11 protein-coding genes are annotated in these 12,796 nt (G+C 74.3%); 3 read left to right on the top strand and 8 right to left on the bottom strand.

All coding sequences use genetic code 11. The annotated features are described in order from the left end of the window. Window positions 1-1,479, bottom strand: coding sequence for a protoporphyrinogen oxidase (gene hemG, locus ACZ4V1_RS22320; RefSeq protein WP_468338774.1), 1,479 nt, complete (start codon window positions 1,477-1,479; stop codon window positions 1-3). A gap of 191 nt (window positions 1,480-1,670) precedes the next feature. Here hemG and ACZ4V1_RS22315 point away from each other — a divergent pair, with 191 nt between their 5' ends. Both ACZ4V1_RS22315 and ACZ4V1_RS22310 read left to right on the top strand, forming a co-directional pair. Next, window positions 1,671-2,741 carry a DUF4349 domain-containing protein gene (locus ACZ4V1_RS22315; protein WP_468338772.1) on the top strand — a complete coding sequence of 357 codons (1,071 nt, stop codon included), beginning with the start codon at window positions 1,671-1,673 and terminating at the stop codon, window positions 2,739-2,741. Window positions 2,742-2,768: 27 nt separating this feature from the next. After that, entirely contained in the window at window positions 2,769-4,193 is a 1,425-nt protein-coding gene (locus tag ACZ4V1_RS22310; RefSeq protein ID WP_468338770.1) for an FAD-dependent oxidoreductase, read from the top strand. A gap of 20 nt (window positions 4,194-4,213) precedes the next feature. Here ACZ4V1_RS22310 and ACZ4V1_RS22305 read toward each other — a convergent pair whose 3' ends face one another. Next, window positions 4,214-4,576 (bottom strand): hypothetical protein, encoded by a 363-nt coding sequence (locus tag ACZ4V1_RS22305; protein ID WP_468338768.1) that lies wholly within the window; start codon window positions 4,574-4,576, stop codon window positions 4,214-4,216. Window positions 4,577-4,710: 134 nt separating this feature from the next. On the opposite strand from ACZ4V1_RS22305, the gene ACZ4V1_RS22300 reads away from it, so the two are divergent. Then, a complete protein-coding gene (locus ACZ4V1_RS22300; RefSeq protein WP_468338767.1) occupies window positions 4,711-5,529 on the top strand; it encodes a rhomboid family intramembrane serine protease in 819 nt (272 codons plus the stop codon). An 18-nt stretch (window positions 5,530-5,547) separates the two neighbouring features. Here ACZ4V1_RS22300 and ACZ4V1_RS22295 read toward each other — a convergent pair whose 3' ends face one another. The 6 genes from ACZ4V1_RS22295 to hemE form a co-directional block, all read right to left on the bottom strand. Continuing rightward, a complete protein-coding gene (locus ACZ4V1_RS22295) occupies window positions 5,548-6,744 on the bottom strand; it encodes an MFS transporter (protein ID WP_468338765.1) in 1,197 nt (398 codons plus the stop codon). Next, entirely contained in the window at window positions 6,744-7,313 is a 570-nt protein-coding gene (locus ACZ4V1_RS22290; protein ID WP_468338763.1) for a GNAT family N-acetyltransferase, read from the bottom strand. The genes ACZ4V1_RS22295 and ACZ4V1_RS22290 overlap by 1 nt, the downstream gene beginning before the upstream one ends. Then, a complete protein-coding gene (locus ACZ4V1_RS22285) occupies window positions 7,306-8,502 on the bottom strand; it encodes a type III PLP-dependent enzyme (RefSeq protein ID WP_468338762.1) in 1,197 nt (398 codons plus the stop codon). The genes ACZ4V1_RS22290 and ACZ4V1_RS22285 overlap by 8 nt, the downstream gene beginning before the upstream one ends. Before the next feature lie 8 nt (window positions 8,503-8,510). Beyond that, window positions 8,511-9,836, bottom strand: a complete 1,326-nt coding sequence (locus ACZ4V1_RS22280) for a DUF6271 family protein (RefSeq protein WP_468338760.1) — start codon at window positions 9,834-9,836, stop codon at window positions 8,511-8,513. Then, a complete protein-coding gene (locus ACZ4V1_RS22275; protein ID WP_468338758.1) occupies window positions 9,818-10,915 on the bottom strand; it encodes a phytanoyl-CoA dioxygenase family protein in 1,098 nt (365 codons plus the stop codon). Before ACZ4V1_RS22275 ends, ACZ4V1_RS22280 begins: the two co-directional genes overlap by 19 nt. Window positions 10,916-11,596: 681 nt before the next feature. Beyond that, window positions 11,597-12,664 (bottom strand): uroporphyrinogen decarboxylase, encoded by a 1,068-nt coding sequence (hemE, locus tag ACZ4V1_RS22270; protein WP_468338756.1) that lies wholly within the window; start codon window positions 12,662-12,664, stop codon window positions 11,597-11,599. Window positions 12,665-12,796 lie beyond the last annotated feature (132 nt).

Here is a 12,796-nt window from a genome sequence, read left to right as displayed (position 1 = left end):
CTATTCTCCCGCTCCGCCGTGCAGGCTCTGCACCGGGTGGGCGGTGAGCTGCTCCACACCTCGCAGGTCACCCCGGAGCTGGTCCACGGCCGCGTACGCGCTCGCGATGCTCGCCGGGATGCCGACGCCGTCGTAGGCCGCGCCGCACACCGCGAGGCCGGGGAGCCCCGCGACGTGCTCGCGGACGCGGGCCACGCGCGCGTGGTGGCCGACGGGGTACTGGGGCAGGCCGTCCCGCCAGCGGGTGACGCGGGTGGCGACGGGCTCGGCGGTGAGTCCGGTGGCCTCCCCCAGGTCGTGCCGTGAGACGGCGACCAGGCCCGCGTCGTCGCGGCCGAGGATCTCCGTCTCGCCGTACCGTCCGACGGAGGTGCGCAGGACGACCAGGTCCGGGTCCTCGTCGGCGATCCAGCCCCACTTGCGGGAGGCGAAGGTGGCCGCCTTGATGGTGCGCCCGTCGACCGGCGGTACGAGGAAGCCGCTGCCCTCGGGGAGCGTGGCCGTGTCCGAGCGGCGGTAGGCGAGGGAGATCAGGGCCATGGAGGCGTACTCCACGGCGGCCAGCTCGGCCGCGGCGGCGGGGGCCTCGGCCCGCAGCAGTTCGGCGGCGGGGCGGGCGGGGACGGCCACGACGACGGCGTCCGCGTGCAGCGCCCGGTCGCCGGCGACGATCCGCCAGCCGTCGTGGGCCGTGCGGCGCAGCTCCGATACGGGCGCGTCCGTGATGATCTCGCCGCCCCGCGCGCGCACCGACCGGGCGACCGCGAGCGGGAGGGTGCCGATACCGCCCGCGATACCCATGAACACCGGGCCGCCCGGCGGTGAGGTGGCCGTCCGGCCCTGGAGGGCGCGCACGGCCTCGGTGAGCGAGGTGTGGGTGCGGGCGGCCTCGAAGAGCTGGGGCACGGCCGAGCGCAGGGAGATGCGGTAGGCGTCGCCGGCGTAGACGCCGCCCAGCAGTGGTTCGACGAGGCGGTCGACGACCTCGCGGCCGAGGCGTGCCGCCACGTACTCCCCCACCGCCACGTCGTCGCCGACCTCGGTACGGGGAAGTTCGGCGTCGCGCCCGATACGGGCGAGGCCCTCGTCGGAGAGGACGCCGGCCAGGGCGGCGGCGGTGCCGGGGACGCCCATGACGTGGCCCTTGGGCATGGGGCGCAGGGCGCCACGGGTCCACAGGGAGGCCGACGCGGTGGCCGGTGCCTGGAGGCGGTCCGCGAGACCGGCCTCACGGGCGAGACCGACGGCCTCGGGGCGGCGGGCCAGCATCGACTCGGCGCCGAGGTCGACGCGCACTCCGGCGATCTCGCCGGGCAGCAGCTTGCCGCCGACGCGGCCGGACGCCTCCAGCACGGTGACCCGGGCGCCGCGCTCCAGCAGACGGTGGGCGGCGGCCAGTCCGGCGATTCCGGCTCCGATGACGACGGCATGCCCCGGGTCCGCGGGAAGCCGGCCCGCGGGGCTCTCACTTGCGCACATGCCCCCAGCGTCTCAGACCGCGCCGACAGCCCCGCGGGGCCGGGTGCCTGCGCGCGTCCGCCGCGGGTCCGTCGCGTCCCGCGATGGCGCGAGTCCGGACCGTGACCTCTTCGGAACCGTTCCGCGCCAACGTCCGCGCCCCTCCCCGCGTCGAAGGAGCGTCAGTCGTCACGGCCCTCGGGGGTACCGCCATGCGCACACCGCGATCAGCACCACGCTCGGCACACCGTTCCGCGCCGCCCGCCCGCCTCCTGGCCGGCCTGCTGCTGGCCACCGCCCTCGCCCTCACCGGCTGCACCCGGTCCGACGCCGGCTCCGACTCGGCCGGCAGCGCGGCGAAGGAGGCGCCGCCGCAGGGGGTCGCGCCGCGGGAGCAGTCGCGCGCCGACGGACGGGCCGAGGACCGGGACGGTGCCGCGGGCGGCGAGGCCGCCGGCGCGAAGGCGACCGCGCCGCCGGAACCCGCCTCTACGCACATCATCCGCACCGCCTCCCTGACGGTGCGGGTCGAGGACGCCCCGAAGGCCCTCGGAGCGGCCCGTACCGCGACCGAGAACGCCGGCGGTTACGTCGGCGACGAGACCACCACCCGGGACGAGGAGGGCCACGAGCGGACCCGGGTCGTCCTGCGCGTGCCCGTGGAGCGCTACGCAGAGGTGCTCGACGAGCTCGAGGGCGCCGGGAAGCTCCTCGAACGCAACGCGAAGGCCGAGGACGTCACCGAGCAGGTCGTGGACGTGGAGAGCCGCGTCAAGTCGCAGCGCGCCAGCGTGGCCCGCGTCCGCGAGCTGATGGACCGGGCGACGAAGCTGAGCGACGTGGTGACGCTGGAGGGCGAACTGAGCACCCGCCAGGCGGAGCTGGAGGCGCTGCTCGCCCGGCAGGCGGCCCTCGAGGACCGTACGAGCCTGGCCACCATCACTCTCTCCCTGTCCGAGACGCCGGTGGAACGGGCGGAGCAGGACGACGACCCCGGGTTCACGGACGCGCTGGCGGGCGGCTGGGACGCCTTCGTGACGATGCTGCGCTGGGTGGCGGTGGCGCTCGGCGCGGTGCTGCCGTTCGCCGCGGTGGCGGTGGTGCTGGCGCTGTTGTGGCTGCGGGTGGTGCGGCCCCGGCTGCCGCGCCGCCCGGCACCGGTGCCGGCTTCGCCCACGGCGCCCACGGGAGCCGGAGCCGCGTCCGCCACGTCCGCCTCGCTGCCGACGGCCCGCCCGGCGCCCGGGGCCGCACGCCACGAGGAGTCCGGCGGGCAGGACTGAAACGCCCCGCCCCCGTAGCGTGTTCGCATGAGCATGAGCGCTGCGAGCGGGACGAGCGGGACGAGTGGGACCGGACGGGCCAGGGAGCGCCTGGTCGTGGTCGGCGGTGACGCCGCGGGGATGTCCGCGGCGTCACAGGCCCGTCGGCTGAAGGGCCCGGACGAGCTGGAGATCGTGGCGTTCGAACGGGGCCACTTCAGTTCGTTCTCGGCGTGCGGCATCCCGTACTGGGTCGGCGGTGACGTGACCGACCGGGACCGGCTGATCGCCCGGACGCCCGAGGAGCACCGCGCGCGTGGCATCGATCTGCGGATGCGCACCGAGGTCACCGAGATCGACGTCACCGGCGGGCGGGTACGCGCGCGTGACGTCGATTCGGGCGCGGAGTCCTGGACGTCGTACGACAAGCTCGTGATCGGGACCGGTGCCCGTCCGATCCGCCCGGAGCTGCCGGGTGTCGACGCGCCCGGCGTGCACGGGGTGCAGACGCTGGACGACGGGCAGGCCCTGCTCGACACGCTGGCACGCACGCGTGGCCGGCGCGCGGTGGTCGTCGGCGCCGGGTACATCGGCGTGGAGATGGCCGAGGCGCTCATCAGCCGCGGCTACGAGGTGACGGTCGTCAACCGCGGCCGGGAGCCGATGTCCACGCTCGATCCGGACATGGGCCGCCTGGTGCACGAGGCGATGGAGGGGCTCGGTATCACCATGGTGAACGACGCCGAGGTCACCAAGGTGCTCACCGGGGACGACGGCCGGGTCCGGGCGGTGGCCACGCAGGACGCCGAGTTCCCGGCCGACGTGGTGGTGCTCGGCATCGGCGTACGCCCCGAGACCGGGCTCGCCGAGGCCGCCGGGCTGCCGGTCGGCGCCCACGGCGGGCTGCTGACCGACCTGGCCATGCGGGTGCGCGGGCACGAGAACGTCTGGGCGGGCGGCGACTGCGTGGAAGTGCTCGACCTGGTCTCCGGGCAGGACCGGCACATCCCGCTCGGCACGCACGCCAACAAGCACGGCCAGGTCATCGGCACCAACGCGGGCGGCGGCTACGCCACCTTCCCGGGCGTGGTCGGCACGGCGGTCAGCAAGGTCTGCGACCTGGAGATCGCGCGGACCGGGCTGCGCGAGAAGGACGCGCTGCGGGCGGGGCTGCGGTTCGAGGCGGTCACCGTCGAGTCCACCAGCCGCGCCGGCTACTACCCGGGCGCCTCCCCCATGACGGTGAAGATGCTCGCCGAACGGCGCACGGGACGGCTGCTCGGCGTCCAGATCGTCGGCCGGGAGGGCGCGGGCAAGCGGGTCGACGTCGCCGCGGTCGCCCTCACGGCCGGTATGACGGTGGAACGGATGACGGCCCTGGACCTGGGCTACGCGCCGCCCTTCTCACCGGTGTGGGACCCCGTGCTGGTGGCCGCCCGCAAGGCGGCGAGGGCGGTGGAGCGGCAGGTCTGAGCGGCCTGCCACGCCGCCCGCTACGCCGTCCCGTTGATCCGGTCGATGGCCTGCCGTGCCTGCTCCGCCGGGGGCCGCGACGGCAGGGACGACACCGGCGCCGGGGTGGTCACGCGGGCCGGGGCGGCCGCCGGCCCCGGGGTGCTCACCGCGGGCGGCTGCTCACCCGCCGGCTTGGCGTGCGCCGCGCCCCGCGCGGAGCGCAGCCGGTGGCTCACCGCCTCGTCCAGGGTGACCGGGCGCTGCATCTGCGCGGCCAGCCGCCCGGCCTCCTGACCGAGCCGGGCGACGTCCTCCCACGGCAGGCGCAGCACGAGGGCGACCTCGGCCTCGCCGTCGGGCAGCGCGTGCATGGCCGGAGCCGGTGTGACCCGTTCGTTCATCGCCTGTTCCTCACGTCGTCCCCGCGCCCCGCCTTCCCCGGGCCGCGGGCGGTTGAGAGGACATACGCAGACCCGGACGCGGGCGTTCAGGGGACGTACGGATTCACCGTCCGGCAGGCGGGCAGTAGTGTCTCGTGGTCATCCCCGTCCATGACGTGAACCCCGCGCGCCGCACCCCCTGGGTGACGTATGCCCTGATCCTCGCGAACGTCCTGGTCTTCCTGTTCACCCCCGGTACCGCCGCTCCCCTGACGGGCGAGGGCGGGCTCGCCCAGCTGTGCCGCCTGGAGGCCTTCCTGGACCAGTACGCGGCGGTGCCGCGGGAGTTGCTCCACCACCGGCTGCCGGGACTGGTGCCGACGGGCGACACCGGGGTCGGCCCGCAGGGGCCGGGCTGCGTGGTCGGGCCGCCGGACTACGACAAGTCCCCGGAGCTGAGCGTCCTGACGGCGATGTTCCTGCACGGCGGCTGGTTGCACCTGCTGGGCAACATGCTCTTCCTCTGGATCTTCGGCAACAACGTCGAGGACCGGCTGGGCCATGTGCGCTACCTGCTGTTCTACGGCGTCTGCGGCTACGCGGCGACCTACGGCTTCGCCCTCCTCGACTCCGGCTCGGGCGCCCCGCTGATCGGTGCTTCGGGCGCGATCGCCGGGGTGCTCGGCGCCTATCTGGTGCTGTATCCGAAGGCGCGCGTCTGGGTTCTCGTCCCCTTCCTCGTCTTCCTGCCGCTGCGCCTGCCGGCCTGGATCGTGCTGGGCTTCTGGTTCGGGCTGCAGGCGGTCTACTCGTCCGGCGGGGCGGTCCCGGACGCGGGCACGGTGGCCTATGTGGCCCATGTCGTCGGCTTCGTCGTCGGCATGCTGATCGCCTGGCCGCTGCGGCGCGGCACGCCGCCCCCGCCGGAGCCGCGCGGGCTGCTGTTCGGGAGGCGGGCCCGGCCGGGGTGGTGAGCGCCGGGGGTGTCGCGGTCAGGCGTGGGAGGCCTCTCCCCGGACCGCGGGGGCGGGGGTCCAGCGGATGCGGGTGCTGCACAGCGAGACGGCGACCGCCGACGCGGCGACGGCGCCCATGCCCCAGGCGAGGTCGCTCGCACCGGCGATGAAGCCGATGAGCGGCGGGCCGGCCAGCAGGCCGGTGGTTCCCATGGCGGCGACCAGGGTCAGCGCGGCCGGGCCCTGCCGGGCGGCGGCGGCGTAGACGCAGGGGGTCACGGCCGCGAGGCCCAGGCCCATGCAGGCGAAGCCGGCGAGGGCCGGTGCGAAGCCGCCGCCGACCAGGGCGGCGGCGAGGCCGGCACCGGCCACCGCGCTGCCCAGGAGGACGACCCGTCCGTCTCCCCAGCGAGCCCGCCAGCCGTCGGCGAAGAGCCGGGCGACGACCATCATTCCCGAGACGACGGCGATGCCCAGGGGGGCGAGTTCCGCCGACGCGCCGGCGACGTCCTCCAGGTAGAGGGCGGACCAGTCGTTCATGGCACCTTCGGCGACCGTGCCGAAGGCCATGGCGCAGCACAGCCACAGTGTCAGGGCGGACGGGACGGTCCAGCGGCGGCGGCCCGGCTTCGCCCCCCGCTCGGCCGGACCGGCGGGTGCGTCCTCGTCGAGCAGTCCCGTGCGCGCGCACGCGCCCAGTACGGCGAGGAGGGCGGCGGCCACGCCGAAGTGGGCTCCGACCGACCCGGTCGCGGCGGTCATGCCGGAGGCGAGCAGCGCCGCGAGGAGCGATCCCGCGCTGAACGTCGCGTGCAGCTTCGCCATGGTGTTGCGCTCGTGACGTGTCTCCAGGGCCGCGCCCTGCGCGTTCATGGCCACGTTCAGGCAGCCGACGAGGACGCCGTCGGCACACATCACCAGCAGGGCCACCGGGTAGTTCGGGGCGGCCGCCAGGGCGAGCAGCAGCAGGGCCAGGCCGAGCTGGGACAGCAGGGCCAGCCGCCGCGAGCCGAGGCGTCGCATCAGCCACGCCACCACCGGGAACGACACCGCAGCGCCGGCCCCCGCGGCCATCAGGAGCACCCCCACCTCGGCCGCGGTCAGGTCCAGGTCGGACTTGACGGCCGGAATCCGGGCGGCCCAGGTGGCGTACTGGAAGCCGAGGGAAAGGAACAGCGCGGCGATCGCCAACTGGCCGCAGTGGAAAGGGTCGTGGAGACGGGACACGCGCATCAGCTCACTTCGCGCAGGGACGGGGACCGAGGTGGGAAGGGGAGCGGCCGTCCGGTCCGGTCGGCCGCCGGCACGGGTTGGGACATGTAGACGGCGTCCGCGCCGTAGTCGCCGGCGGGCACGACCCCGGGCCGGGGTACGAAGCCGCGCGCCGCCCAGAACCGCTCGGTGCCGCCGACGGCGACCAGGGAGATCCACTCGTCACCGCGCGCGCGGGCGGTGCTCGTGAGGTGGTGCAGGAGGTGCCGCGCCAGCCCTCTGCGGCGCAGGCCGGGCGCCACGACGATGTCGTGCAGATGGAGGTTGCCGGGCGGGAAGGCGGGCGCGGCCCCCTCCGCCCGTTCGAGGTCCGGGTAGCGGTGGAGCGGGTAGGGCAGCGCCAGCACGTAGCCGGCCGTGCGGCGGCCGACGTCCAGGACGAAGCAGGTCTCCGGCGAGGCCGCCGCCCGGGACTGCAGCGCGGCCCTGCCCTCCGACAGGCCCAGTCCGGTGTAGGCCTCCCGCTCCAGCGCCACGACGGTGTCCCAGTCCCCGTCGTCGATACGGCGTACGCGCACGGTGTCATCCATCGGCGGCGCTCCCGTCCGGACGGCCGGCCCAGGCGTACGGGAGCGGGGCGAAGCCGTTGAAGCCCAGGGTGGTGTAACTGGCCGCGTAGGCGCCGCTGGACAGCACCCAGACCGGGTCGCCCGAGGCCAGCGCCGCGGGCACCGGGACCAGTGCCTCCTCGTGCGCGTAGGCGTCGTCGCTGTCGCAGGTGGGTCCGGCGACGACGGCCGGGACCCGCGGGCCGTCGGTGTGGCCCGGGAAGACCAGCCGGTACTGCAGCGCGTCCATCTCGTACAGGCCGTTGAACTTGCCGCAGCTCAGGTACAGCCAGTACTGCCGCTCGCCGCCCGCGCCGCGGCGCTCGGTGAGGCGGGCGACGTGTGCGCGGATCGCCCCGTGGTCGGCGACGAGGTGCCGGCCGGGCTCGATGACGAAGTCCAGGGGGCCGCCGTGGGCGCGGCGCAGCTCGGCCGTTCCCTCGCGGATCACCGCGAAGATCTTGTCCAGGGGCGGGTCGAGGGGCGTGCCGTGCCGGTCGCGGTAGCCGAGCGCGGGCAGGCCGCCGCCGAGGTTGACGTGGTCGACGCGGATGCCGCGCCGGCCCAGGGCGCGCAGGGTGCCGCCCAGGTCCTCCAGGGCGGTGTGCCACGCCTCGCCCGTCATCTGCTGGGAGCCGACGTGCACGGACAGCCCCGCCGGGACCAGCCCCGCGTCCCGGGCCCGTGCCATGACGCGGACGGCGTCGCCGGGCGGGCATCCGAACTTGTGGCTGAGCCCCCATACGGCGCCCGCTCCACCGGTCGCCACCCGGCAGAAGACGCGGGCGCCGGGGGCGTGGACGGCGAGGGCGGCCACGTCCTGGAGGCTGTCGGTCGCGAAGGTGCGGATGCCGAGACGGTGGGCGTCGGCGATGTTCCGGTCGGACTTGACGGTGTTGCCGTAGTGCACGCGCCCGGCCGGCACTCCGGCCCGCAGCGCCTGCGCCACCTCGCCGGGGCTCGCCGCGTCGACGCCGGCGCCCCTGCGTGCCAGGGCGGTCAGGACCTCGTCGACCGGGCAGGCCTTCATGGCGAACCGCACCTGTACGCCGGGAAGTTCGCGGCGCAGGGTGTCGTAGCGCCGCTCGATGCCGGCGAGGTCGTAGACGAGCCGGTCCTCGGTGGCGGCGGCGAGGGCGGTGGCCAGGGATGCGCTGAGATCCTCCGTCATCGCCGCGCTCACTCCGGCTGCCCGGGCGTCAGGGCGAGGGGCGTGGCGCTGGCCGCGGCCACCAGGCCCTCCCAGGCCTCCGTCAGCAGCGCGAAGTCCGCCATGTCGCCGCGCGCCTCGTCCAGGAGGCGCTCGCGCCGGCCGGCCAGGAGGCCGGCGAAGTCGGCGTACCGGCCGCCGAGCCGCCGGTAGGCGGTGTCGAGGGCGTCGAGCCGGCGGACGTTCTCCGCATGGTCCAGGCCGGTGCTCGCACGGGCCAGGGCGGCGACGGCGGAGGGGCGGGCCCGGCCGCGGTCGTCCAGCAGGGTGTCGCCGGCCTCGGCCATCCGGTCGTAGACGAAGTGGAAGTGGAGCATCGACAACAGGAACTTGACGAAGCGGGTCTGGTAGGCGAGGAAGCCGGGCCCGGTCCGGCGTTCGCCGGTGTGGTAGTTGACGATGTGCCGGTTGTGCAGCACACCGGGCAGCCGGGCGTCGTGCACCAGGTGGATCAGGAAGTAGTCGCTGCCGATGGTGTCCCGGGCGGGCGGCAGCGGCACCCGTTCGCTGACGGTGTCGCCGTGGAAGGCGATGTTGCACATGTCCACCCGCATGGGATCGACCCGTGTCAGCAGCGAGTGGTCGGCCGCGAAGGGGGCGGTGCCCGCCCCGAGGAAGGACTCCTCGACCAGCTCCCGTTTCCGCTCGGCGGACCAGTGCTCGGGTGCCCAGAGGGAGACGACGTCGTGGTAGACGCCGGGATCGGTGTCGCGTATCCGCCCGATGTCCACCGAGAGTTCGCCCACGAAGGAGCCGCCCACCATGGCGACCCGCCGGTCCAGGAGGGGGTCGGGCAAGGCCGACTCGGTGACGTGGGGCACGGCGTCGGCGGCGCGTCTGCCGAGTGACAGCAGTTCGTGGTGGACGGGGAAGACCGTACGGCCGGCCACGCTCTGGTACCGGCTGTCGGAGTCCCTGCGGTGGACGGACTCGCAGCCGAGCGCCGCCGCGATCAGGAAGGCACGGTTGGTGCAGGCGCCGTAGGACAGGCCGTCCGGGAGCATGAGGTCTAGGAGCAGATCGGGCTTGGCGCTGCCGGAGTGCGCCGTCACCCGTGACAGGAAGTCGCGCTGGGCGGCCTCGTCGAGGTGGTGCGCCGTGATCCGGGGGTGCGCGGGCAGGCTCCGTACGGCCTCGGCGTGGGCGGCGTGGACCGGTGGCGGGCAGGAGTCGAGGACCAGCAGGTGGACCTCGACGCCGAAGTGGTCGGCGGCGTGGGCCGCTTCCTCGCCGAGGGCCGCGATGGTGTCCGGGCAGGGCCGGTTGGTGGGCAGGGTCAGGCAGATGCTGCGCATGCGGCGTCCCCGGTGGCTTCGTCGGTCGCCTCGTTCCTGGCGCTGTCGGCGTCGGTGCCGTCGTCCGCGTGCCAGGACTCGAGGCCCAGCAGCCTGGCGCCGAGTTCGTTCAGCTCGGCGGGGCCGTAGCGCTCGGACTCGTGCCGGTGGGCGTCGCCGAGCAGCGTGGCGTTCCAGTCGGGGGTCGCGAGGGTGCGCCAGGAGTCGACGCGGGAGTCGCGCAGCGTCCGGTGGGTCTCCAGCGCGGGCATCATCGACAGGTACTGGACCGCGCGCACGCCCTCCCCGGAGACGTTGGGTGCGACGCCGTGGGCCAGCAGTCCGTTCCAGATCAGCAGGTCGCCGGCTTCCAGGTCGGGCCGTACGACGGGCATGTCCTCGCGGTCGATCGCGGGGCGGATCGGGTCGCGGTCGTCGGGCTGTAGGGCCTTCCAGCGGTCGAAGCGCCGGAACAGGTCGGGACAGCACTGGAAGCCGCCGTGGTCCGGCTTGGTGTCGTTGAGGGCGATGATGCCCTGAACCCGCTGGGGCAGCACACCGAGGGTGGTGTCGACGTCCCAGTGCAGTTCGATGTCGAAGCCGCGTTCCCGGCGCTCGATCAGGGCGCGGTCGCGGTTGCCCGTGTTGGGCGGGTTGAGGTTGAGCCGGTCCAGGGTGACCCACAGCTCCTCGCAGTCCCATACGTCGACGAAGGCGTCGTAGACGCGCTGTGTCTGGCGGCTGTCCCAGATGAGCTGGTGGTGGTACGCCTCGACGAAGCCGTAGATGTGCAGTTCCCGGTCGAGGTCGGAGCGGTACTCCCGCTCCTGGTACCAGGTGTCGGGGCGGTCGGGGTCGAGGCCCTGGAAGTCCCAGGCGAAGTCGAGCAGCCGGCGGGCGGCGGACGCGGGTATCGCCTCCTTCACCACGACGTATCCGTAGGTCTGCCAGTGGGCGAAGTCCTCCTCGGACAGGACCCGCAGCGGACGTGTCTTGCGCAGGTCGCGTAACTGGGTGCGGGCCAGGTAGGTGTCGGCGTCCGCACTGAAGTAGGGGAGGTCCGACGGGGCTCGGTGGAGGTAGGAATCGGGCGTCGCCATGTGGTGCTCCAGATCCTCGCCGTCGCCTGATGCGGGCAACGGCGGTGTGCGCGACGGAGGTCGGGCCGTCGCACATGAGGTCGATGGGGGCAGCGTGGCCCGCTCACGCCCGGGGGCGGAGCGGGGCGACGAGGGCGGCTCGGTTGGACGGGGTTTCCCTGGTCAGGGGATCGCCCGGTCCGCGCTCTCGTCCGGAATGGTCGTCTCGTCCGGGGTGGTCGTCACGGAAGCGGAAGTCGTCCGGCATGGAGACGGGGCGTCACTTGTGCCCCTCGCCGAACTTGCGTCTCACAATGGACTAGACCAGGGAAGGGTGTCAACACTCGTCCCCACGGGCCCAGTTGTTACTTCCGAGTTCGGCGACGCCCCTCTCGGCACGCCCGGCCGGCCTCGGCGCGCACCAGTCGGCCCACACGAGGAGCCGCACCCGAAGGGCGCGGTCGACGGCCTCCGGCAAGCACGGCAGCGAGCCGCGTCGGCTCGCGCTCCCACCAATGGGATGGGGGATGGGAATGGGCATCAAGAAGGGGATGGTGAGGGGGATGGGCTCGGCCTCCGGCCGCACGGCACCATCGCGTCGGCCGGCAAGGTCCCGCGGACGGGACGCCGGACGCCGCCTCCGTGGCGTGCGCTCACCCGGCCCGAGCGGGGGGCGGTCCGATGGTCCGCCCCCGGAGACCGTCAGCGCGCGGTCTGCGTGTGCACGTACTCCACGAGGCGGGTCAGCGCGTCCGGGTCGGTGGTGGGCAGTACGCCGTGTCCGAGGTTGAAGACGTGGCCCTCCAGGCCCGCCGCGGCGTCCAGGATCTCGCGGGTCTTGGTCTCGACCGCCTGCGTGGTGGAGAAGAGGACGGCCGGGTCCAGGTTGCCCTGGAGCGCCTTGCCGGGGCCGACGCGGCGGGCGGCCTCGTCCATCGGGACGCGCCAGTCCACGCCGACGACGTCCGCGCCGGCCTCGCCCATGAGGCCGAGGAGTTCGCCGGTGCCCACGCCGAAGTGGATGCGCGGCACGCCGTACCCGGCGACGGCCTCGAAGACCTTGCCCGAGGCGGGCATGACCGAGCGGCGGTAGTCCGCGGGAGACAGCGCGCCGACCCAGGAGTCGAAGAGCTGGACGGCGCTCGCGCCCGCCTCGATCTGCACCCTGAGGAAGGCGGCCGTGATGTCGGCCAGACGGTCCAGGAGGTCGGCCCACAGCCGCGGGTCGCCGTACATGAGCGCCTTGGTGTGCTCGTGGTTGCGGGACGGGCCGCCCTCCACGAGGTAGCTGGCGAGGGTGAACGGCGCGCCGGCGAAGCCGATCAGCGGGGTGGCGCCGAGTTCGGCCGTGAGCAGGCCGAACGCCTCGGTGACGTAGGAGACGTCCTCGGGGGTGAGGTCGCGCAGCCGTGCCAGGTCGGCGCGGGTGCGGATCGGGTTCTCGACGACCGGGCCGACGCCCGGCTTGATGTCGAGGTCGATGCCGATGGCCTTGAGCGGGACGACGATGTCGCTGAAGTAGATCGCCGCGTCCACGCCGTGCCGGCGCACCGGCTGGAGGGTGATCTCGGCGACCAGCTCCGGCCGCATGCAGGACTCGAGCATCGGGATGCCCTCGCGCACCTTGAGGTACTCGGGGAGTGAGCGCCCGGCCTGCCGCATGAACCACACGGGGGTGTGCGGCACCGGCTCACGCCTGCACGCCTTGAGGAACGCGGAGTCGTACGTGGCGGTCGGCTGCTTGCCCGCGGGGCTCTGGTTGGCACTCACACCGGCAAGTCTCGCATGTCGCCGCGACGGCGCCCGACCTCGGGTGGGGCGGCTCCCGCGCGCCCCACGGACCCGCGTGATCCGGACATCGCGTCCGCACGCGGGTGTCCCTCCCTGCACCGAGGCGCCGTT

The organism is Streptomyces sp. NPDC028991 (genome assembly GCF_055564775.1).
The sequence above is the reverse complement of the archived record's forward strand: the minus strand, read 5'-3'. Positions and strand labels throughout refer to the sequence as shown.

Bases quoted from the DNA above. Each gene is read 5' to 3' on its own strand.
- hemG (WP_468338774.1), bottom strand. From the start codon at position 1,479: ATGTGCGCAAGTGAGAGCCCCGCGGGCCGGCTTCCCGCGGACCCGGGG.
- ACZ4V1_RS22315 (WP_468338772.1), top strand. From the start codon at position 1,671: ATGCGCACACCGCGATCAGCACCACGCTCGGCACACCGTTCCGCGCCG.
- ACZ4V1_RS22310 (WP_468338770.1), top strand. From the start codon at position 2,769: ATGAGCATGAGCGCTGCGAGCGGGACGAGCGGGACGAGTGGGACCGGA.
- ACZ4V1_RS22305 (WP_468338768.1), bottom strand. From the start codon at position 4,576: ATGAACGAACGGGTCACACCGGCTCCGGCCATGCACGCGCTGCCCGAC.
- ACZ4V1_RS22295 (WP_468338765.1), bottom strand. From the start codon at position 6,744: ATGCGCGTGTCCCGTCTCCACGACCCTTTCCACTGCGGCCAGTTGGCG.
- ACZ4V1_RS22290 (WP_468338763.1), bottom strand. From the start codon at position 7,313: ATGGATGACACCGTGCGCGTACGCCGTATCGACGACGGGGACTGGGAC.
- ACZ4V1_RS22285 (WP_468338762.1), bottom strand. From the start codon at position 8,502: ATGACGGAGGATCTCAGCGCATCCCTGGCCACCGCCCTCGCCGCCGCC.
- ACZ4V1_RS22280 (WP_468338760.1), bottom strand. From the start codon at position 9,836: ATGCGCAGCATCTGCCTGACCCTGCCCACCAACCGGCCCTGCCCGGAC.
- ACZ4V1_RS22275 (WP_468338758.1), bottom strand. From the start codon at position 10,915: ATGGCGACGCCCGATTCCTACCTCCACCGAGCCCCGTCGGACCTCCCC.